General features: G+C 40.9%; 20 protein-coding genes. All 20 read right to left on the reverse strand.

Annotated elements, in window-relative coordinates; translation table 11 throughout:
- Positions 1 to 2: 2 nt before the first annotated feature.
- The 20 genes from EC843_RS05720 to wcaK all read right to left on the reverse strand — a co-directional run bounded on the left by EC843_RS05720 (position 3) and on the right by wcaK (position 21,675).
- Positions 3 to 1,061 (reverse strand): glycosyltransferase family 1 protein, encoded by a 1,059-nt coding sequence (locus EC843_RS05720; RefSeq protein WP_133521861.1) that lies wholly within the window; start codon positions 1,059 to 1,061, stop codon positions 3 to 5.
- The gene (locus tag EC843_RS05725) at positions 1,058 to 2,326 is read right to left on the reverse strand and encodes an oligosaccharide repeat unit polymerase (RefSeq protein ID WP_133521862.1); all 1,269 of its coding nucleotides are present in this window, start codon (positions 2,324 to 2,326) and stop codon (positions 1,058 to 1,060) included. Before EC843_RS05725 ends, EC843_RS05720 begins: the two co-directional genes overlap by 4 nt.
- Before the next feature lie 94 nt (positions 2,327 to 2,420).
- Positions 2,421 to 3,629 (reverse strand): hypothetical protein, encoded by a 1,209-nt coding sequence (locus EC843_RS05730; RefSeq protein WP_133521863.1) that lies wholly within the window; start codon positions 3,627 to 3,629, stop codon positions 2,421 to 2,423.
- A 3-nt stretch (positions 3,630 to 3,632) separates the two neighbouring features.
- Positions 3,633 to 4,193 (reverse strand): DapH/DapD/GlmU-related protein, encoded by a 561-nt coding sequence (locus tag EC843_RS05735; RefSeq protein ID WP_133521864.1) that lies wholly within the window; start codon positions 4,191 to 4,193, stop codon positions 3,633 to 3,635.
- A complete protein-coding gene (locus tag EC843_RS05740) occupies positions 4,187 to 5,308 on the reverse strand; it encodes a glycosyltransferase family 2 protein (protein ID WP_166642042.1) in 1,122 nt (373 codons plus the stop codon). The genes EC843_RS05735 and EC843_RS05740 overlap by 7 nt, the downstream gene beginning before the upstream one ends.
- An 89-nt stretch (positions 5,309 to 5,397) precedes the next feature.
- Complete coding sequence (locus tag EC843_RS05745; RefSeq protein ID WP_133521866.1) at positions 5,398 to 6,714, reverse strand: MATE family efflux transporter; 1,317 nt, start codon at positions 6,712 to 6,714, stop codon at positions 5,398 to 5,400.
- A 31-nt stretch (positions 6,715 to 6,745) separates the two neighbouring features.
- The gene (locus tag EC843_RS05750) at positions 6,746 to 7,762 is read right to left on the reverse strand and encodes a CDP-paratose 2-epimerase (protein ID WP_133521867.1); all 1,017 of its coding nucleotides are present in this window, start codon (positions 7,760 to 7,762) and stop codon (positions 6,746 to 6,748) included.
- Entirely contained in the window at positions 7,759 to 8,589 is an 831-nt protein-coding gene (locus tag EC843_RS05755) for an NAD-dependent epimerase/dehydratase (RefSeq protein ID WP_133521868.1), read from the reverse strand. The genes EC843_RS05750 and EC843_RS05755 overlap by 4 nt, the downstream gene beginning before the upstream one ends.
- A gap of 35 nt (positions 8,590 to 8,624) precedes the next feature.
- Entirely contained in the window at positions 8,625 to 9,938 is a 1,314-nt protein-coding gene (gene rfbH / locus EC843_RS05760) for a lipopolysaccharide biosynthesis protein RfbH (protein WP_133521869.1), read from the reverse strand.
- Between the two features lie 26 nt (positions 9,939 to 9,964).
- The gene (gene rfbG, locus EC843_RS05765) at positions 9,965 to 11,047 is read right to left on the reverse strand and encodes a CDP-glucose 4,6-dehydratase (protein WP_133521870.1); all 1,083 of its coding nucleotides are present in this window, start codon (positions 11,045 to 11,047) and stop codon (positions 9,965 to 9,967) included.
- 4 nt (positions 11,048 to 11,051) lie between these two features.
- Positions 11,052 to 11,825 carry a glucose-1-phosphate cytidylyltransferase gene (gene rfbF, locus EC843_RS05770; RefSeq protein WP_133521871.1) on the reverse strand — a complete coding sequence of 258 codons (774 nt, stop codon included), beginning with the start codon at positions 11,823 to 11,825 and terminating at the stop codon, positions 11,052 to 11,054.
- Positions 11,826 to 11,840: 15 nt separating this feature from the next.
- Positions 11,841 to 12,815 (reverse strand): FAD-binding oxidoreductase, encoded by a 975-nt coding sequence (locus tag EC843_RS05775; protein ID WP_133521872.1) that lies wholly within the window; start codon positions 12,813 to 12,815, stop codon positions 11,841 to 11,843.
- Positions 12,816 to 12,820: 5 nt separating this feature from the next.
- Entirely contained in the window at positions 12,821 to 13,369 is a 549-nt protein-coding gene (gene rfbC, locus EC843_RS05780; RefSeq protein ID WP_133521873.1) for a dTDP-4-dehydrorhamnose 3,5-epimerase, read from the reverse strand.
- A gap of 1 nt (position 13,370) precedes the next feature.
- Complete coding sequence (gene rfbA / locus EC843_RS05785) at positions 13,371 to 14,249, reverse strand: glucose-1-phosphate thymidylyltransferase RfbA (RefSeq protein ID WP_133521874.1); 879 nt, start codon at positions 14,247 to 14,249, stop codon at positions 13,371 to 13,373.
- Positions 14,250 to 14,304: 55 nt separating this feature from the next.
- Positions 14,305 to 15,207 (reverse strand): dTDP-4-dehydrorhamnose reductase, encoded by a 903-nt coding sequence (rfbD, locus tag EC843_RS05790; RefSeq protein WP_133521875.1) that lies wholly within the window; start codon positions 15,205 to 15,207, stop codon positions 14,305 to 14,307.
- Complete coding sequence (rfbB, locus tag EC843_RS05795) at positions 15,204 to 16,289, reverse strand: dTDP-glucose 4,6-dehydratase (RefSeq protein WP_133521876.1); 1,086 nt, start codon at positions 16,287 to 16,289, stop codon at positions 15,204 to 15,206. Before rfbB ends, rfbD begins: the two co-directional genes overlap by 4 nt.
- A 371-nt stretch (positions 16,290 to 16,660) precedes the next feature.
- A complete protein-coding gene (galF, locus tag EC843_RS05800) occupies positions 16,661 to 17,557 on the reverse strand; it encodes a UTP--glucose-1-phosphate uridylyltransferase GalF (protein WP_133521877.1) in 897 nt (298 codons plus the stop codon).
- A gap of 177 nt (positions 17,558 to 17,734) precedes the next feature.
- On the reverse strand, positions 17,735 to 19,162 hold the full coding sequence (gene wcaM / locus EC843_RS05805; protein ID WP_133521878.1) for a colanic acid biosynthesis protein WcaM: 1,428 nt from the start codon (positions 19,160 to 19,162) through the stop codon (positions 17,735 to 17,737).
- Between the two features lie 9 nt (positions 19,163 to 19,171).
- Positions 19,172 to 20,398 carry a colanic acid biosynthesis glycosyltransferase WcaL gene (wcaL, locus tag EC843_RS05810; RefSeq protein ID WP_133521879.1) on the reverse strand — a complete coding sequence of 409 codons (1,227 nt, stop codon included), beginning with the start codon at positions 20,396 to 20,398 and terminating at the stop codon, positions 19,172 to 19,174.
- Complete coding sequence (gene wcaK, locus EC843_RS05815) at positions 20,395 to 21,675, reverse strand: colanic acid biosynthesis pyruvyl transferase WcaK (protein WP_133521880.1); 1,281 nt, start codon at positions 21,673 to 21,675, stop codon at positions 20,395 to 20,397. The genes wcaL and wcaK overlap by 4 nt, the downstream gene beginning before the upstream one ends.
- Positions 21,676 to 21,747: the final 72 nt, after the last annotated feature.

The raw sequence follows: 21,747 nt of genomic DNA on the forward strand, positions 1-21,747 counted from the left end.
AATTAACTAACACCATCAATCAATGAATTAAACTTGCGGACCTCATTCTCGACATTAAAAGCTTTGATTCTTTCATACCCATGACATATCAGTTCAGCTCTTAAATCTCCATCAGATGTTTTATATGCACGGGATAATAAATTTCTTAGACTAACCTCATCAAAAGGATCAAAATACAGGGCAGAGTCAGCACAAACCTCTGGCATACTAGCCATATTCGATACCAATACTGGGCATCCAAATCCCATCGCTTCTAATGGAGGTAAACCAAAGCCCTCATAAACTGATGGGTAAATAAAGTATTTAGCGTTTCGATACAGATTAAATAATTTTTCTTCTGAGATATATCCAGTAAAAATTACTTTTTCCGAATCAATATTAATATTAACGTCTGAAAAAGCATTTCCCTTACCACCAACAATTATTAATTTACAGTCTGGCAAGTCAAGATCTAAAAATGTTTTAATTAAAAAATCCAGATTTTTTCTAGGTTCAATTGAGCCAACTGTTAGGAAATATTCTCCAATGAACTTATGTTGTTCATCTAAAGGTGGAGAATAAATAGCACCACTGTCGATAGAATTATATATTACCGATATAAACCCTTCATCACATTTGAGATATTTTATTATTTCTTTCTTTGAAAACTCACTGACTGTGATTATCTTTTTTGCACGCTTGGAGGTTAATAAATAATTACTTTTATAAATAAACCGATAAGAGCGTTTAAACCATTTTGGGTTATGGTAAAGCGACATATCATGGATAGTAAAGATTGAGTTGGCATAAAATATTGGGGCCAGACCCGAAAGGCAAACTAATAATGGACTACCCTGTCCTTTAAGAAATATAGGTAACTCAAACTGTTCCCAAAAATGCCCTGAATATTTACCAATTTTCATCGGATTAAATTCATCACCCAGAGACTGATCAATTACAACATTTGGCATAACATAAATTATATCATCTCGTAACTTGTTAAGTGCACGACATAGGTTAATAGCAAACTGTTGCACGCCTGTTTTTTTTTGAGTCAAAAATCGCGCATTAATATATATCATACTATTCTCTTGCTCCTACAAATAAAACAAAGAAAGATGAATATTGAGAAAAACAAAATAAATCGAAATGGAAGGACGAATAACATAGAAGATAATATATATAAATAAATAATATAAAGATTTCTATTATTTTTGAATAAGTTAGCAAAGAACATGGATGAGACTATAAAGAAGACTAGTCCGGGGATACCATATGAGAGAATAACGAAACTAAAAACATCTTTTGGTGCATAGCTTTCTTGCGCCACTATATCATATTGATTAATATATGATAAAAGCTCGGAGCAACTGACATTAATCTTAGAAATCGAAGAGCAATACTGTTCAATATACGGTTTAAGTGTAACCTTAAATCCGTATAAACCAGAACCGAACGGATAATCCAATGAGTGGTATATACTAGAAACTGGGAACCCAAAACGGGTTACATATGTAACTGTTTCAGACTCATTTGTGTGGCTAGAAATAAATTCGAATACATAAGGGTAAAATAGAGCAAGTGATAAATATACACTAAACATCGCAACAATAATCAGAATATATAAACCATTACCAAAACCCTTAAATTTAAATAAAACATGTAGGATGAGCAAAGCTGGAATGATTATTAATGTGAATTTCGCACCACTTAAAACCACAGCAACACCAAACAAAAATACAAACCAATTTTTATAATTGTAGTTTGAATAAAGTGAAATCAAAAACATCAAACCATAAAAATAACCACTGAGACTAGGCTCATTGAATGTACTCGAAAACCGAAAATTTTGATCATATAACCATGCACTGTCTAAGAATTTAGTATTATAACCGAGAAAGGCTAACGCATACAATAGAATCGATAAAAAAGCAACTAACACTGTGAATTTTATTATAGTATCTGTAATACAGTATTTTCTTTCTATAATTGGGGTGTAGAGAAAAATCACCATCCATAGTAAAAGATTCAAAATCAATGATAAGGATTTATCATACACTGAAAATTGATAGTATCCACCAATCAAAGTCCCAAAAGAAAAGATAAAGACCATACCAACTAAAAAAATAACATGCTTATTTTTTATCTTATAAAAGATAGTTAATAAAAATACCAGTACAAATTTCAAAAGAAAATCGAGTATACTTGAAAAACCCTTTGGTAACCCTAGTTGGGAAAAGTCTACACCACTAAAAAGAGCATTTATAAAAAGCACTATGATAATTATTTTAACAAAACTCATACTTAAACTATGGGACTTTAGCCTTGATTCATTCAAACCACTCACGTATTAACCTCACATGAATATAACGACACTACTTTGTATCCAAACAGTGTCGTTATAAAAACATTCTAATTGAATGCCAGACGAAATTTAAAAACTATTTTTTGTACAAAAAATCACAATTAGATAGACCAGCTAAGTATCGGAATGCTTTTACTAAAGAGATGTACCTATATGGGCCTAAAACTCTAAGAACGATTTTCATAATTTTAGAAAGATATGATAAGTTATTAGTTATAGATTTTTTGTCTATAATTTCATTTGATTTATTTTTCTCTTTAATTTTCAGAATCTGCAAATGATCAAAAAATAAATTTTGCGCTATTTCGCTGTTAAATGGGCTGCTAAATGAATCTTGTACAACAAAGTATGCACGCCTTGCCAGTAAACTAATTCTCTTCCCATTTGAATACGTTGAGAATTTATAATTTGGTAAACTTGGTAAACTATTTATTTTACTTTCGACTTCATTTTTATACTGCTCAAAAGCATTTCTTAAATCAGGCCTTATATCTAAGGAAAATCTGTTTTGGTGTTTACTAATTGAGTTTAAATCATTCAATCTTATACCGCTAAAATGATAAAAAACAAGGTCATACTTGTCATTGACTTTATTAAATCCATTTAATTTCCGCTCGTGAATATTCCAATATGCAACATTTAAACCTAAATGGCGGCTAATATATACACCTTCAAATAAACCAGGGACCAAATTAATCCACTTTTGATCGACGAATAATCCAGAGCTCTGCTCGTCAAAACATTCGTACCGGCATTTATCCATCCACCACTTGACCAAAGCTAGTGCATTAGCATCGTTGGCAATAGAAATGAACCCAAGATTATAAGTTCCCGAAAGTAAATGTGTCCTCTCTGCAGGAATGAGAGCATCTTTAATTGGGGAGCATATGTGCGGAGTTAAGAAAACTGAATGATCGGATAGATGCTTTAAAACATTGTCATATAGACTGTTATAAAAATAAATATCTGGATCAATATAAGTCACAGTATCATAGCCAGCATCCAAGAAATGTTTTAACATGAATGGTTTAATTGCTGTACAATATTCCGTAACATCATAATAGAAAGCCATTTTGTTGAAAATAATCGGTTCAATATCTAATGCATCTAGTAGTTTTATATCATTATTTTCACTATAATTTTTTATTTCATTTGAAATGCCATCTGCAATAATTATATTAAATTGAACTTCTGGATTTTGTGTTTCGAATGAATTTTTTAAAGTTAGTGCATAGGCCAAATAATTTTCAGCAATAATTGTAAACGCTACATGCTTGTAATTCATAACTTACCTCAAAAAACGAATAACTTCCGCAGGATTCCCTGCAGCAATAGAATATTCAGGGATACTTTTTGTCACAACAGAGTTCGCACCAATAATGGCCCCTTCGCCAATATTTACACCCGGAAGAATTATCGCACCATCTCCAATCCAAACATTTTTTCCTACGAAAACCTCACCTTTAGAAACTAGTTTTCGTCTATTAGGCATTAACTCATCTAGAAAAAATGTTGATCCATGAGAGTGATCAGTTATATGTACTTTACTTCCAATTAAACACCCAGAAGAAATGACAACTTTATTTAATGCTCCGATATGTGACCAATCAGATATGTTGACATCATCACCGATTTCTAATTTTGAGTCATCACTTATAGCCTGCAACCATAAGCCTTGGCCGGCAGAAAATTTTTTCCCAATGACTATTTGCTTAGGATTAATGATTTTAACACTCCGCCAGTCAACATTGATCTTTTTTGTATAGCAAAGAAAATATAGCAGGTTTAATATTTTATTCCTAAACTGTGTCGGTGCGTTAACTATAAACCAGAAAAAAAACCTTAACATATGACCTTCTTTATACTCATAAGCAACCGGATGAATATAGAATTAAGTTTACTAAATACTCTATGGACGAAAAAAACGAATTTACATAGGAAAGGACTTCGATATACAATGCTATAAATATTTTTATATTCACGCAAATCACCAAACGCTCTGTCTGTTACAGATATATAATTTTCAGATTCGAATTTTTTATTATCTCTACCTATATAACTCAAGAGAAGCAACATTGCGGACTTTCGAATACTAGTATTGTTTTTTGTTCCCACAGGAAAGAAATCATTTGTTATCCGGGTTAAATTACTCGCAAATACGGTGAACAGCTTATAACCACCTGTATTGCCAACTTGTACCACAACGTATTTGTTTTTAACGTATATAAAGTAATTCCCATTTACTAGAGCCGTATATACCCATGCTAATAGATTGAGGTCAGTATTCATGTACTTATCAATAAGTGTAATATCTACAAGATGCTTTTCCTTATTGATGATCACTCCAGAAATGAAGGTAAAGAATACACCAACTCTTTGAATGAATTTTTCATTAGTATTGTAAGTATCATATGTTATATTTTCTTTACTTCCTATAAACCCGTCACTATGAGCTTGCGAATCAATATAGACAACATCAGCGTTAATATTTCCATCAAGCATATTCATAATATTCGGTAAAGCATCAGGCATTAAATAATCATCATCACCTATGAGCCAGACAAACCGTCCTCTAGCTTTTATATATAGATTAGAATAGTTTCTTTCCCACCCCTCATTCTGTACATTTCTAACATATGAAACACACGAATTCTCACTAACTACTTGTGCACAATATTTTTCAGTATTATCTGTAGATGCATTATCACTTATGATAATTTCAAATTTCCCATCCAGTGAATCAATTTGGGATAATAATGATGATAATAATCGTTCTAAATAACTCACTCTGTTATAGGTCGGAATGCATATTGACAATAGAGGTTTTTGTTCTACCACTGGAAGCTCCATTTGTTTAAATTGATTAATAATTTCAAAAATCGCTAATGCCCCAACAACAAACTTGTTCGGACGATACTTCTTCAATATAAAATACGACAATCTAACTATTTGGATAATAGCCATAGAAAGTGAAATACATAAATTACAAAGTATATTCACGTGCATAGCAGAAAGACATACCCACCAACAAATATACTACAATTAATACACTCTTATTTATTAGCAAATATCAATTTTTTCATTCTACTTCTGTACATAATTGGAGTGATTATTACCACAGATAAGACAAATGAAAGAATTAGGCCACTTACAATTCCGTATATCCCATAGATATCTGCAAAGGACCATTGGAGAACAAAACTTAGTATTGCTTGGATGGGAACTAAATACCATAGAGGTTTCAAATAATTCATGCTTTGCAAGAGCATCACAAAAGTATCACTCCACACACGTAAGCAAAAATAAACGCCAAAGAGTAAGAATAAAATCCATGATATATTAGCTTTCAACGAAGGTGCTAAGATCGAAAACACCTGCTCATGAAAATAAAATATTGACACTGAACTCAACACTACCAAAGACAACCCAACAGTGATATAGCGATATACTACTTTATTCAAATCAGCCCATTTTTTTTTCATACGATACTCTACACAAACAGGCCACAGGGCTTGTAATAAGGCAGAATATATAAAAAATACAAAACTAAATATTTTCAGAAGGACAGAATATGTAACAATTTCTTGTGCTGATAGTTTTTGGGACATTACCAAATAGTCGGCCTGTAAAGCTATTGTTCCCATCAATGAAAATATAAAAAAACCTTTTGCCCTGTGGGCAACCATTGCAAGTAACGTGTGCACATATTTTTTATTAAGTTTTATCTTACCAAGAAGAGATATGTCAAATTTAAATAAATATATTGAAGGAATAATGGCTAATGGTCCAAAAAAAATCAACAACATAGCTAAAATATTTATTTTGACACCAATGAAATTCAAGACAAATATTATTAAAAAACCCAGTATAGTGCAGCAGCAGGAAACAATATTTGCTAACCACCCTTTTTGCTCTGCAAACCATATTTTAAAAAGCATAGCACCAAAACATGTAAAGCAAAAAATAACCATTGAAGTATAAAAAAGTTTACTCTTATCACCTACTTGATTGGGTGTGAAGTTTTTTAAATAAACATCCGCAATATATGGACTGGTAAAATATAGAACCACTAATATACATAACATTAATAATAAAGCAAAAAGCGTTGAGCAAAAAATTATTGGGTAATAGTTTTTTCCAACTGATTTCTTCTCTGATATATAGTTTTGTAGCGAATTCCCAATGCCAAAATCAGATAGGGCACCCCATGCAATCAACCCTGACAATAAAATAAATGCTGCGTAAGCATCTGCGCCAAGTATAGATATTATAATTCTAATGCTTACAATTTGAATGGCTGCTGAGATTACTCTTGAAAGCCATGATGATGCTGCGACCAAAATATGCGCTGGTATTTTTTTAATGTTCATAGTATTTATGCCCGCTTATGCGGGCATTCTTCTATAGTGAGCTTGTCCAATCATACATTCTTTGGACACCATTTGTTGCAGAAACCTCAGGAGCCCACCCAGTGGCATGATTAATTTTGGTAATATCCGCGACAAATACTCTCTGATCACTCTCTCTTACCGGTAAATTAGTATAATTCATTTTTATACCAGCATAATCTTCTAGTATCGAAAATAACTCAAGGAGAGAGAGACTATTTCCAATGGTACCACCAACGTTAAATGCATTGCCTCTAATATTCGATACATTCGCTAACGCTGTAAAATAGAGTGTAATCATATCGTCAGCATGCAAAACATCTCTCACTTGCTTACCGTTACCAGAAATTGTAAAAGGTTGGGATATACCTTTTTTGATCTCAGTCGCCTTTTGGCAGAACCAGCCAACCCACCCTTGATCATAGGTCGCAAACTGTCGCCCACCATACATTGAGGAATGTCTGAAAACAACAGAACTTAAGCCAAATATTCTTGAATAATCAAGCATGTATTGATCTGCGGAGCCTTTTGAACATCCATATGGCGAATGGAAATCTAATTGTGTTGACTCATCAAATCCGTTGGGTTTATCTACACAAGTATATCGAGAGTCAGTTTCAACATATTCGTATTGTTCAAGGTCACCATATACTTTATTAGTTGACGAATAAATTACATTACAATTTGGATTATATTGTCTAATTGCTTCCAATAGATTTATAGTACCACCTACATTTATTTCGAAATCCATGTAAGGATTATCAATTGATGTAGTCATTGCAACCTGTCCTGCCAGATGGAAACAACTATCAGGTTTGTATTTAGTCATTAATCGTGCAACGTCATTTTTATTACGAATATCACCGTGCACAAATTCAAATTTCCCTAAAGCCGACAACCATTGAAGGTTACTTGTCGCCCCTTTTCGAGACAAATTATCAAAAACGATGACATCAAAACCCTGGCTGATAGCATGTGAAGCGAGGTTGCTCCCTAAAAAACCACAACCTCCGGTAATTAGTAATTTCATACTCTTTCCTTATCAATTATTTCAGATATAGCACCAACAAGTGAATACTTCCTGCTCCATCCAAGATTTTTCAGTGCAGATGTATTTGCACAGCTAAACATCAATTCATTTTTTCTTTGTGGCACCACTCCAAATTCAATATTAGACTTACTATTTGTAATTGAGTGAACAGTTTCCACATACTCGCGAATTGAGATAGCCTCGCCTGACCCTATTTCAATTGAGTCAAATTTTGGAAAGTAATCAATGTTGCTAAGAATGCAATCAAATGCAGAAAGAAGATCCTCAACATAAAGAAAATCTCTTTTTTGGACACCTGATGTTGTTTGTATTGTTTCATTCCTTAGGCATTTACGAATAATCATAGACGTAAATTTGCTATCACTATCTAAAGCACCAAAGAAATGCTCCAACTTTAACTCCAGGAACCTATTATTATTACCCTCAACAATGAATTTTGCAATTTCAGGAAATTTTTGCTTGGTAAAGGCATAAGGACTAACCTCTGGAGGTAAAGATGTTCCACAATTGATGAATAACGTATTTGTCTGTGGCAATGATTCTAAAATTTTAGCTGGGAATATTATATTACTATCAAGTAAAGTAGAAAATAATTCATTCTTTCTCCCGTAACAAGCTACGGTATTAATAACTACATCAGGAGAAAATTTTACTATCTTTTCTATCCAGTGTTCATCAGTGGTCTCTATGAAGACATTGGCATCGGTATTTTTTCTAACTAGCCCAATAGTGATATGTTTATCGGATAGATGAGATATAAGTTGCGAACCCAGATATCCGTTTGCACCCGTGATCAAAATTCTCATAAATCTAAGGGGAGAAATCTCCCCTACCTCTGATATTAGAAATTCAAACCAAAGAATTCTTCGAACTTGCTGACAACATAATCTAAATGTTCAGTTGTCAAACCTGGATAAATACCAATCCAGAAAGTTTGATTCATAATACGGTCGGTATTAGTTAACTCACCAACTACACGATATTTCACATTTTCGAAATATGGCTGGCGGGTCAGATTACCAGCAAACAATAAGCGGGTACCGATTTTGACGTCGTCAAGAAACTTAACTAAATCAACACGGTTCACACCACTTGTTTCTTTTAGTGTGATAGGGAAACCAAACCATGATGGTTCAGATTTCTCGGTTGCTTCAGGTAGTTCCAGGAATTCTACGCAAGACTGTAAACCCTGTTTCAGGTAGGCGAAATTCTCTTTACGTTTTTGAACGAACTCTTCTACACGTTCTAACTGCGCAAGACCACAAGCTGCCTGCATGTCAGTAATTTTGAGGTTATAGCCAAGATGAGAATAGGTATATTTGTGATCATAACCATGTGGTAATGATCCTAATTTCTGCTCAAAGCGTTTACCGCAAGTGTTATCACAACCAGGTGCGCAGTAACAATCACGGCCCCAGTCACGGAAAGATTCAATCAGCTTTTTCAGTTCACCTGATTTAGTAAATACCGCACCACCTTCACCCATAGTAATATGGTGTGCAGGATAGAAGCTTACTGTTCCGATATCACCGAAAGTTCCCACCATTTGACCATCGTAGGTTGTACCCAACGCATCACAACAGTCTTCAATCAACCATAAATTGTACTTATCAGCAATACGGCGCACTTCTGTTAGATTAAATGCGTTACCTAAAGTGTGGGCAATCATAATTGCTTTAGATTTGTCAGTGACAGCGGCTTCAATCAGCGAAGCATCAATGTTGTAAGTTGGGATATCAACATCAACAAATACTGGAATCAAACCGTTCTGGATGGCTGGGTTAACTGTAGTTGGGAAACCAGCAGCAACGGTAATAACTTCATCGCCAGGCTTAAGGGCACGATCGCCTAATTTTGGCGAAGTCAGTGCAGTTAATGCCAACAAGTTAGCTGACGAACCAGATGTAGTGGTCAATACATGTGGAACACCAATGAATTCACCCAGTTTCTTTTCAAATGCGTCATTGAAGCGACCGGTTGTTAACCAACCATCTAATGAAGCCTCAACCATCAGCTGCAATTCTTTCGCGCCAATAACTTTACCTGATGGCGGTACGACACTGGCACCTGCAACAAAAGGTTTAGGACTCAATGCTTCATCAGCGTACTGGGCAACGAGTTGGGATATTTGTTCACGCAGGTTATTTACTGTCATTGCTCTGGTTCCTGTTACTAATAAACTTAACTTAAAGAAGAGGTTGTCATGTAGTCATGAATTTCGCGTTTTGTGCAAGCCAGCATATCTTCGCCGTTTCTCCACGCTTTATGCCATTCGACGATGCGACCCAATGTTTCCACCAGCCCCCAGCGGGGTTGCCAGCCTAAACGCATGCGCGCCTTCGAGCAATCTAATTTCAGATAATGGGCTTCATGTGGGTGGTCTTTACCGTCAAGTTGCCAGCTAGCATCTTCACCCCAAAGTTTCACTACCGTATCGACAATAAACTCAACGGGCTGAGCATCATCTTCACGCGGCCCGAAGTTCCATCCCTCCGCAAATTCAACACCATCGTTATACAGGTGCTGAGCAATGAGGATATAACCAGACAGTGGCTCAAGCACATGCTGCCATGGGCGAATGGAATGCGGATTACGAATGACGACGGGCTGATGATTTTCGCATGAACGAAGTATATCTGGGATCAATCGATCTAATGCCCAATCACCACCACCGATAACATTACCCGCTCTTACCGAAGCAAGTGCGACACCATGCTTTGCATACTGAGTTGGGTTAAAGAAAGAACTACGATATGCGGCTGCAACGAGTTCTGCGCATCCTTTGCTATTGGAGTAGGGATCATATCCCCCCATAGCTTCATGCTCACGGTAACCCCACACCCATTCACGATTTTCATAACATTTATCGCTGGTGATGTTTACTACAGCCTTCACTCCGCCCGTCTGCTTAACAGCTTCAAGCAAATGGACTGTTCCCATCACATTAGTCGAGTAGGTTTCAATTGGCTCATCATAGGACAAACGAACCAACGGCTGTGCCGCCATATGAAAAACAATTTCTGGCTTAAATGTCTGCATTGAATTGCGAAGTTGTTCGAAGTCTCTGATATCACCAATCTCAGACTCCATGACCTCGCCAATTTTCGCCATTTCGAACAGACTCGGTTCGGTTGGTGCTTGCAGCGAGTAGCCTTTTAATTCAGCGCCCATCTCTGCCAACCAAAGCGACAGCCAGCTTCCTTTAAACCCGGTATGGCCGGTAATAAAAACGCGTTTACCTTGCCAGAAATTCTTATCGATCATTCATTTACTCCCAGCGCTTCCAGGGGGCATTGCCTTTATCCCAGAGCTCTTCAAGGTAGGTTTTATCGCGTAATGTATCCATCGGCTGCCAGAAGCCTTTATGCTCATAGGCCATCAATTCACCTTGCTCGGCTAGCGTCATTAAGGGTTCTTGTTCCCACGTAGAGGCATCATTATCGATTAAATCAATTACCGATGGGTGCAGAACAAAGAAACCACCGTTGATCATGGCACCGTCGCCCTTTGGTTTTTCTTTGAATGAATGAACCTGACGATCGCGGATGTCGAGGGCGCCAAAGCGACCTGGTGGATAGGTGGCGGTTAACGTTGCTTTTTTACCATGTGCACGGTGGAATTCGATTGTTGCACCGATATCAACATCCGCAACACCATCACCGTAGGTGAACAAGAATGCCTCATCATCTTTTACGTATTCAGCCACACGCTTCAGCCGACCGCCGGTCATAGAAGAATCACCGGTATCAACCAGTGTGACATTCCATGGTTCAACACGTTTATGATGTACTTCCATACGATTTTCAGCCATGTGGAAGGTTACATCAGACATATGCAGGAAATAGTTCGCGAAATATTCCTTAATTACATATCCCTTATATCCACAACAGATAATGAAGTCGCGAATTCCATGGGAGGAATACATCTTCATAATATGCCACAGAATAGGTTTACCACCGATTTCAACCATCGGTTTTGGTTTTAAAACTGTTTCTTCACTCAGACGAGTTCCAAGCCCACCAGCCAATATCACCGCTTTCATGTCTAATCCTCTATTCTACTTAGATGCTGTGAAGGCATCGGAATAAAAATTATCTACAAATAAATTTTTTGCAATAAAGTCCCTTTTACTTGCATCGATCATCAGAGGTGATCCGCAAGCGTAAATATCGAAGGACTCGAGACTACTGAAATCTTCCATTACTGCATGATGAACAAAGCCTTTACGTCCGGCCCATGAATCATCACTACTTGAAACAACAGGAATAAAGTGCACATTATTAAATGTACTACTCCATTCTGATGGCAAATCCGAATAAAAATCTTTTGCTGTTGGCATACCCCAGTAGATATAGATTTCGCGTTTTGATTTATCCGCAAGCAATTGTTCTACCATAGCCTTTACGGGTGCAAATCCGGTGCCACCTGCAAGGAAAATAATAGGTCTTTCACTTGATCTGATAAAGAAAGTCCCACAAGGCCCTTCAAGACGCATAAGCGTATTTTCTTGAAGAGCATCAAATAGCAGGCTGCTCATTTGACCATTTGGAACATTGCGGATATGTAATTCAATGCCATCATTTTCATTTGCATTGGCAATCGAATAACTGCGCGTCACACCCTTAAATTGCAAGTTAATATATTGACCAGGTAGAAAGCCTGTTTTCGAAGTTGGCGGTGTGCGTAAAATTAATTTCAATACATCATGGGATGCCATCATTGCTGAACTGACTTTACATGGCACCACTCGTTTCACCTGCCCTGCTAACTCAGGGAAATAATGTGCATGCAACTCAAGACTGCTTCTCGGCTTACAGTTGCAGGTGAGTATACGATCCCCTTCACCATATAACTTACCTTCTGCATCGACAGCACTGCCGGCTAATAACTCAGACTCACAAACGCCACAGTCACCATTCTTGCAGCTGTGTTCAAGATGAATACCAGCGCTAAGCGCAGAGTCGAGAATTGATTCGTCATCCTTCCCGCTAAACTCAATGCTTGAAGGAAAAATTTTGATGATATGCGACACGATTGTTACTCAGGCAGAGAGATGAAATTAAGGGATGAGGCGATAGCATCCTTTGCAGACAATTCTGGAACACCCGACAATGGCCATTCAATGCCAATCGTTTCGTCATTCCATAGAATGCTACCTTCAGCTGAAGGTGCGTAATAATTTGTCGCTTTATAAAGAAATTCGGCAGTCTCACTTATAGTCAAAAAACCATGAGCAAATCCTTCAGGGATCCATAGCTGTCGCTTATTTTCTGCCGACAAATGCACACCAACCCAATGACCAAAAGTGGGAGAGCCTTTACGAATATCAACTGCGACATCAAATACTTCGCCAGCTGCACATCGCACTAATTTACCTTGTGCGTGCTCACCTTTTTGAAAGTGCAAACCACGTAGAACACCTTTACGCGATTTTGAGTGGTTATCCTGTACAAACTCAATCTGCCGACCAATGGCATCTTCAAATATTTTTTTGCTAAAACTTTCGAAAAAGAAACCTCGATCGTCACCAAAGACTTTCGGTTCAAAGATCATCACTTCTGGGATTGCTGTTTTAATTACATTCATATTAATGACCTTTAACCATTTTCAGCAGATACTTACCATAGTCATTTTTTGACAATGGCTCCGCTAATTTTTTAACTTGTTCAGCATCGATAAAGCCTTTACGGAAAGCAATTTCTTCAGGACAAGCTACTTTCAACCCTTGACGCAGTTCAATGGTCTGAATAAAGTTACTTGCTTCAATCAAACTTTGATGCGTTCCAGTGTCCAACCAGGCATACCCACGACCCATCATCGCCACGGACATACGTCCCTGCTCCATGTAGATCCGGTTAATATCAGTAATTTCTAATTCACCACGAGGAGAAGGTTTCAGGCTTTTCGCCATTTCTACAACGCTATTATCGTAGAAATAAAGTCCCGTTACTGCATAATTGCTTTTTGGCTCAAGGGGCTTTTCTTCAAGAGAAATTGCCTTACCTTCTTTATCAAACTCAACCACACCGTAACGTTCTGGATCATGAACATGATAAGCAAATACCGTAGCACCTGACTCTTTGGCAACGGCATTTTCAAGTTGTTTCTGGAGATCATGTCCGTAGAAAATGTTATCGCCAAGTACTAATGCGCAATTGTCATTTCCAATAAATTCTTCACCGATGATAAAGGCTTGCGCCAAACCATCAGGACTTTCCTGAACTTTATATTGCAGATTTAGCCCCCACTGGGAACCATCACCAAGCAACTGCTCAAAGCGCGGAGTATCCTGAGGAGTGCTAATAATCAAAATATCGCGAATACCCGCCAGCATCAGTGTACTGAGTGGGTAGTAAATCATTGGTTTGTCATAAATAGGCAGCAGTTGTTTACTAACCGCCATGGTTACTGGATACAAACGGGTTCCAGAACCACCAGCAAGAATAATACCTTTACGTGAAGTCATTTTTAATATTCCGTTTAATGAAGCAGCTAGCTCTCAGGCAACTAATTAATTTTTTTTATTGCGTATTCGAAGCAGCAAAGATTTCCGCTAGCATACGTTTAACGCCTGAATCCCAGGACGGTAGTGTTAAACCAAAGGTTTTTTGGAATTTGGTAGTGTCCAGACGTGAATTCTGAGGACGTTGCGCAGGTGTAGGGTATGCGCTTGTAGGAACCGGATTCGTTTTCATGACAGCTAATTCCAGACCCGCTGCTTTTGCTTCTACGAATACCAGATTCGCATAATCAAACCAAGTCGTCATTCCAGATGCAACCAAGTGGTATAGGCCCGCAACGTCAGGCTTAGCCATAGCCGTTTTTATAGCATGGGCTGTACAATCAGCCAGCAATTCAGCACCAGTCGGTGCACCAAATTGATCGTTAATAATAGAAAGCTCTTCACGCTCTTTAGCCAGTCGCAACATGGTTTTTGCGAAGTTATTACCTTTTCCAGCAAATACCCAACTGGTACGGAAAATTAAGTGTTTAGTGCAATTCTGTTGTACGGCAATTTCACCCGCGAGTTTTGTTTCACCGTAGGTGTTTAACGGTGCGGTCGCATCGGTCTCCATCCAGGGTTTGTCGCCATCGCCAGGGAAAACATAGTCCGTTGAATAATGAATCAGCCAGGCATTAATTTTTTCTGCTTCTTTTGCGATGGCTTCAACACTTGTGGCATTCAACAATTGGGCGAAATCACGTTCACTTTCGGCTTTATCAACTGCGGTATGGGCTGCAGCATTGACAATAACATCTGGTTTCACGCGACGAACCGTTTCTGCAACCCCTTCTGGGTTGCTAAAATCACCGCAATACTCAGTGGATTGAACATCGACTGCGATTATATTCCCGAGCGGTGCCAATGAGCGCTGTAACTCCCAACCAACCTGCCCTGTTTTACCAAATAATAAAATATTCATTTGCGCTCACCGTAATTCTGTTCAATCCAGGATTTATACGCGCCACTTTTAATATTTTCGACCCATTGCTGATTAGTTAAATACCAGTCAACCGTTTTACGAATCCCACTTTCGAAGGTCTCTTGAGGTTTCCAGTTCAAATCATGGCTGATTTTGCTGGCATCAATCGCATAACGGCGGTCATGGCCTGGACGGTCCGCAACATAGGTAATTTGTTCACGGTATGAAGTGTTTTTAGGAACCATTTCATCGAGCAGGTCACAAATAGTCAGTACCACATCGAGATTTTTCTTCTCATTGTGCCCACCGATATTATAAGTCTCGCCAAGCACACCTTGAGTCACAACCGTGTACAACGCACGCGCATGATCTTCGACATACAGCCAATCACGGATCTGATCGCCTTTGCCGTAGACAGGTAAGTTTTTGCCTTCGAGGGCGTTCAGGATTACCAACGGAATGAGTTTTTCCGGGAAGTGATATGGGCCGTAGTTATTTGAGCAGTTTGTTACGATGCAAGGCAAACCATAGGTACGCTGCCAGGCACGAACTAGATGATCGCTGGATGCTTTAGAAGCAGAATAAGGACTGCTTGGCGCATAAGAGGTTGTTTCGGTGAATAACGGAAGTTCTGCTCCTGCCGGGCATTCATCCGGGTGCGGTAAATCACCATAAACTTCATCGGTAGAAATATGATGGAAACGGAAATTGACTTTGCGAGCATCACTCATTTTTGACCAGTATGCGCGAGCAGCTTCTAACAACGTATAAGTGCCAACAATATTGGTTTCGATAAATTCAGCAGGACCAGTGATAGAGCGATCAACATGGCTTTCAGCAGCCAAATGCATTACCGAATCCGGCTGGTGTTCGGCAAAAATTTTGTCCAGAGTATTTCTGTCACAAATATCAGCCTGAACAAATGCGTAGCGATCATTAGTCGATACTTCAGCTAATGATTCTAAATTACCTGCATAGGTTAATTTATCGACGTTAACGACGCTGTCTTGAGTCTTATTTATAATATGACGAACGACCGCAGAGCCAATAAATCCGGCACCACCAGTAACAAGAATTTTCACGGGAAAGTCTCTCTATGATCTTGTAATAATTTACTTCGATAAAAAAATATCGGGCGTTTATTCTTAATGCAGCTAAAGATGGTATGAGTAAAATTTAGCCCCAGGCATGCTACCGCCCCTGGCTCAACAGCTACCAGTGGACTGAACTTCTTCTCGCACTACCCGTTTCGCCAGGTAGCGACCTACATTTTGCAACACATTCGGATATTCAGGGTGATGAATATTCGAATACGCAGCGGCAATTGTTATACCCGATTTTACCCAAAAAAAAAGGCAGTCAGCCGCAGTAAAGTTACAAAATTGTAACCGCACCGCCACTTTTGACTGCCATTCTTTTCATCAGACACCTATCTTCATTGATTACAAAGCAATCAACGAGCTAACAATTTCTGAATGCTATCCCTGAACTTCTGGCCTTCTTTATGGTTACGCAGACCATACTGCACAAATGCCTGCATATAACCCATTTTCTTGCCACAGTCGTAGCTTTCGCCGGTCATCAACGCAGCTTCTACTGCTTGTTTTTTGCTCAGTGCCGCAATGGCGTCGGTAAGCTGGATACGGCCCCAGGCACCCGGTTCGGTTTTCTCGAGTTCAGGCCAGATATCTGCAGATAAAACATAACGCCCTACCGCTGCAAGATCGGAATCCAGAGTCTGCGGCTGGTCAGGTTTTTCCACGAAATCAACAATGCGACCAATCTGCCCGTCGTTGCTCAGAGGTTCTTCAGTGGTGATCATCGAGTAATCAGACAAATCTACGTTCGGCATACGTTTTGCCAGAACCTGGCTACGCCCCGTTTCTCTGAAACGCTCGATAATTGCCGCCAAATTATAACGCAATGGGTCAGCGCTGGCGCCATCGAGGATAACGTCAGGTAATACAACAACAAATGGGTTATCACCGATGACTGGATGAGCACACAGAATGGAGTGACCAAGACCCAACGGTTGAGCCTGACGCACGTTCATAATGGTCACGCCCGGTGGGCAGATAGATTGAACTTCCGCGAGCAACTGGCGTTTAACACGCTGCTCAAGCAGAGCTTCAAGTTCGTATGAGGTGTCGAAATGGTTTTCCACGGCATTCTTTGAGGAATGCGTCACCAGCACGATTTCTTTGATACCGGCAGCCACAATTTCATCGACGATATATTGAATCATCGGCTTATCGACTATCGGTAGCATCTCTTTTGGAATCGCTTTTGTGGCAGGCAACATATGCATACCCAAGCCTGCTACCGGAATAACTGCTTTCAAATTAATCATATTCAAACCCACCTCAAAATGGTTCGGGGATTATAGTCTTTTCGTGCGCTGATGCCAGCATGAATTGATCCCCAAAAAATAGACCTTCATCTTAACGCTCTCAAGAAAGTACGCAAAACCAAAGTCTTGATTTAAGCCTTTCAAAAGCTCGGATAAATCGCAATCTGATTTGACAATCTACTTATTCACCGCTGGCAGAGCAAAATTCAATCCACTGGTGTTCACGTGTTGGTGATCCACCCGGTCAATGTCCACCGAACTACTGCCCTTCTCGTTCACCGCACGCACATTGGCAAGCGACAGCAAGGTATCCTCTTTGGCCATAAAACGGCCACGCACGTCTTTACGCAAATCGAAGTTGAGCTTCAACGCTGGACCGGCTTCAGAATACTGCATCACATCGATGTTTCTCAGAAACAAGTGTTGCGGTTTGTTATGCAGTTCAAGCGTTGCGCGTTTCATCGCCACATTGGTAATCGCTACGAAAGATGTCGCATTGCCTGATGAAATTTGGATGCCCCTACTTTTAAGCCGCATCTCCGTATTATCAAGCGTAATATCATTTAGTTTAAAATTTTGCGGAATAGACAAGTAGTTACCTTTAATTACCCCGTAACCAATCAGAAATCCCGCGCTGTTGACCATATCGACGTTATCAATAACGAAATTATCACAGCCATAAATAGCCACTGTCGCGTTATCGATGCCTGCATTCTTACTAAAAGTATGATTGATATTTCGAGCTTTAATATTGCGAATAACGAAGTGTTTACCGTTCTCAACGTGGACTAGCTGGCGGCAATTGCTACCCGTAATATTGGCAACAACAAAGTTTTTCACCGCCTGATCTTCCGGATATTCGTTGTCGTAGGTGCTGCCCGCCAGACCAATGCCAATCCCCCAGTTGATCTTCCCATTGGTGCAATCAATGTTTTCAATTACATGGTCGGAGATAAGCAAATTGTGGTCGTTGATTGCCACGTTCCATTCGATGGCGTCACCCTGCAATCGACTAAAATGGCCATTGGTGATCTTGACGTTTTCCATGCGATTGTGGAAACCCTGCCGCAAAATGGCGTAGTTCGCATCGTGTACCGTAATGCTATCAATCACCAGGTTGCGCATAGTGCGCTGGTCTTTGCCGCCGATGTAGATTTGCGTCACTGGCACAAAGCCGCTCATATCAATGCCTTTGATGGTGCAGTCTGAACCCCGCACATCAAGGGTGATATTGTTAAACCGCCCGCCCTTCTCGCCCAAAATCTGGCAGCCGTCTTGCAGCACAAAACGCCCTTTGCCGTTGCCCTTCAAACCACCCGCAACCCGCAAGGTTTTCCCTTCCGGTATAAAAATCGCAGTGTTGATGTTATCGCAGACTATATCGGCGGGAACGCTGACAGTATCAGCCATAGTAAATGCATGTTTGAAGGCGGCAATCCAGTCGCCGCTATAGAATTTTTGCACGCTGATTGCGCTGTTGCCCGCTGCCGCGAACACGCTACGTGGCAAGATGAATGGCACCGCGGCCAGCACGGAACTGGCTTTGAGTAACTGGCGGCGTGAGGAAGAGAAGGAAGTGTGGGGAGTTTTAGACTGTTTACGCATACGTCCTCATTACATACTTAACATCTGTAACTGGCGAGCTAAGTTCTGATAGATAACTTTTTGATTGAACTCGGTTTCAACTTTGTTACGAGCCAAACTCAGCATCGGTTTTAGCTCGCTTTCATCGATATTGCCGAAGTCCTGCAAGCTATCTGCCAGCGCTCCCGCATCGTTTTCTGGTACCAGCCAGCCAGAACGCCCCGAGTCAATCAACTCCGGGATACCGCTGTGTACGGTAGAAAGCACCGGGATCCCGACCGCCATCGCTTCCATCAGCGCGACAGGGATCCCTTCCATATCGCCGTCTTCACCCGTGACCGACGGCAGCAAGAATAAGTCGGCTTCATCGAGCATCGCTTTCACTTGGTGATTCGGCTTAAAGCCAGGCATAAACACCACATCGTCGAGCTGATACTGTTCGATAAGCGTGCGCAGGCGCGTTTCCCAGGGGCCGATACCAAGAATGTTGTAACGAAAGTTCACGCCGCGCTCTTTTAACAACAAGCAGGCGTCAATCGCCACATGCAGTCCTTTCTTCTCGGTCAGCCGTGCCACCGAGATAATCTCCAGCGTTTTAGCGGGAGCTTTCACGCGGCGCTGCGAGAAGCGCTCCATATCCACGCCCATGCGTGACACGCTAATTTTGTTGGCCGGGCAGCCCATTTTTTGCAGACGCCCTGCCCACAAATTGCTGATTGGCAGCATCAAGTCGCCACGGCTAAAGAGTTTTTGATATTCAGGGGTGTAATGCGCCAAAGCCTCACGACCCGAAATATCAATGCCGTGGAAAACCGTGGCGATCTTGCCTTTCAGCAAGCCAAGTTCACGCAGTTTTGCCGCTGTCACACCCGCCGGGCCGAAGTGGGCAATAAAGACGTCAGCCTGCACAGATTGTGGGTTACGGCCACAAATCGAGGAGAGAATCAGATTACGAGCTTCATCGCCATAGCGTTTTGCATTGAGCGCGCGCCAGGTTCGTGGGCGCAGCGAACCGCGCAAAGTATTCAACACGCGGGATTGCAGTTTTGCGACCTTGCCCGCAGGCTCGTCCATCAGCCAGGTGGTTTTCTCGGCGAGCTGGTACTCTTTGAAAGCCGAATGGGTATGGGTCAAATCGCCCTTTTGAATGGCGACGATTTCCACTTCATAGCCCATATCAATGAACGCGACGATTTGGTTAAGCACGAAAGTCTCGGATGCCACCGGAAATTTGAGCAAGAAGAAGCCGACTTTCATTTCACCCCCTTCACGCGCGCCAGAACTGACTCCACCATGCGCAGGCCATCTTCACGTTCGGCACGCACGGCATGCGCGAGGCGTTCATTGATTGCCGGCAATTGCCCTAACACATCCGCTACCACGCTCTGTAAGGAACCATTCAACAACTGGCGGATTTCGATCGCCATTTCCGGCATGCCTAGCTGCTTCATAATGCCTGCGGATTTGTGTTCATAGTTGATGGCAATCGCTGGGGTGCCGAAGTTCATCGAAATAATGGCGGAATGCAGACGCGTGCCAACTGTCAGCTCACATTCACCGAGAATCTTGCCCATTTCCAGGTCATTAAGCTCATCCATGACGACGTGATATTGCTCGGGAGAGTTCACATACTGCCGCAGGTTAAGCGCCACCATGCGATCATCCTTGTTGTAACTGTCGATACCGGTACAAGTCGAGAGCGCCAGTACCTGATAACCCTGGTCAATCACGCGATTCACCACCGAGGCAAATGCCTGCTCATAGGCTTGCTGCGTGGTGCCAAGACGTTTGTCAAAAGGTGCAAGTTCACGCAGCGTAATGGCGACCGTTTTCTTGCGTTTGATGGTATTGAGCCAGTGCTGCACCGCGTAGCTCGGCACAAAACTGTCATTATGATGATCCACCAACCAGGCGGTATCGACGCCCTGCTCCACTTTGCTGCTATCGATGTTACTTTGGTTCATCAAATCCAGGCTGACGGTTTCGCGTAAAATCAGCGCCTCGGCATGGCCGAAAACATAGCTCGCCAGGTGGTTAAATTGCGGGTCCTGGAATGGTCCAACGCTGTGACCAATCATGTAGACCGGCTTTTTCGCCATAAAACTGCATAGCGCGTGTTCAAACTGCGAAACGCCATACAAATCGACAAAGAACGAACCACCGACCTGAATAATCGCGTCATACTTTTGCAGCGACTTAACGAAATCGATAAACCCTTGTGGGATAGAGATATTACGCAAGCGCCCGTTGTCAGTGGCTTTCGCCATCAACACCTGATGCTGGTACTTACGGCGCAGGACTTTTTTCACGCGCCCCATCAGCCCGACCGCGTTGTTATGTTGTTTCATCTGCTTATACAGACCGTCACCCAGCACCGGGCGACCCAATAGCCAGGCCGAACTCACTGGATAACGGCTCATGACATCGACCTGGACGCTGTCATCAATCGTGGTGATGGCATCAATCAATCCGCGCAGAATGGCGCTGTCACCGCGGTTGCCGCAAGTGTGGTTGCCAAGAATCAATAACTTCATATAGACCTCTTTTTCAAATGGGGTTCTCTTGTTCCCTCTCCCTTGAGGGAGAGGGTTAGGGTGAGGGGGAAA

The organism is Buttiauxella sp. JUb87 (assembly GCF_004361975.1).
Lineage (GTDB): Bacteria > Pseudomonadota > Gammaproteobacteria > Enterobacterales > Enterobacteriaceae > Buttiauxella > Buttiauxella ferragutiae.

Bases quoted from the DNA above. Each gene is read 5' to 3' on its own strand.
- EC843_RS05720 (WP_133521861.1), bottom strand. From the start codon at position 1,061: ATGATATATATTAATGCGCGATTTTTGACTCAAAAAAAAACAGGCGTG.
- EC843_RS05730 (WP_133521863.1), bottom strand. From the start codon at position 3,629: ATGAATTACAAGCATGTAGCGTTTACAATTATTGCTGAAAATTATTTG.
- EC843_RS05735 (WP_133521864.1), bottom strand. From the start codon at position 4,193: ATGTTAAGGTTTTTTTTCTGGTTTATAGTTAACGCACCGACACAGTTT.
- EC843_RS05740 (WP_166642042.1), bottom strand. From the start codon at position 5,308: ATGGCTATTATCCAAATAGTTAGATTGTCGTATTTTATATTGAAGAAG.
- EC843_RS05745 (WP_133521866.1), bottom strand. From the start codon at position 6,714: ATGAACATTAAAAAAATACCAGCGCATATTTTGGTCGCAGCATCATCA.
- EC843_RS05750 (WP_133521867.1), bottom strand. From the start codon at position 7,762: ATGAAATTACTAATTACCGGAGGTTGTGGTTTTTTAGGGAGCAACCTC.
- EC843_RS05755 (WP_133521868.1), bottom strand. From the start codon at position 8,589: ATGAGAATTTTGATCACGGGTGCAAACGGATATCTGGGTTCGCAACTT.
- rfbH (WP_133521869.1), bottom strand. From the start codon at position 9,938: ATGACAGTAAATAACCTGCGTGAACAAATATCCCAACTCGTTGCCCAG.
- rfbG (WP_133521870.1), bottom strand. From the start codon at position 11,047: ATGATCGATAAGAATTTCTGGCAAGGTAAACGCGTTTTTATTACCGGC.
- rfbF (WP_133521871.1), bottom strand. From the start codon at position 11,825: ATGAAAGCGGTGATATTGGCTGGTGGGCTTGGAACTCGTCTGAGTGAA.
- rfbC (WP_133521873.1), bottom strand. From the start codon at position 13,369: ATGAATGTAATTAAAACAGCAATCCCAGAAGTGATGATCTTTGAACCG.
- rfbA (WP_133521874.1), bottom strand. From the start codon at position 14,249: ATGACTTCACGTAAAGGTATTATTCTTGCTGGTGGTTCTGGAACCCGT.
- rfbD (WP_133521875.1), bottom strand. From the start codon at position 15,207: ATGAATATTTTATTATTTGGTAAAACAGGGCAGGTTGGTTGGGAGTTA.
- galF (WP_133521877.1), bottom strand. From the start codon at position 17,557: ATGATTAATTTGAAAGCAGTTATTCCGGTAGCAGGCTTGGGTATGCAT.
- wcaM (WP_133521878.1), bottom strand. From the start codon at position 19,162: ATGCGTAAACAGTCTAAAACTCCCCACACTTCCTTCTCTTCCTCACGC.
- wcaL (WP_133521879.1), bottom strand. From the start codon at position 20,398: ATGAAAGTCGGCTTCTTCTTGCTCAAATTTCCGGTGGCATCCGAGACT.
- wcaK (WP_133521880.1), bottom strand. From the start codon at position 21,675: ATGAAGTTATTGATTCTTGGCAACCACACTTGCGGCAACCGCGGTGAC.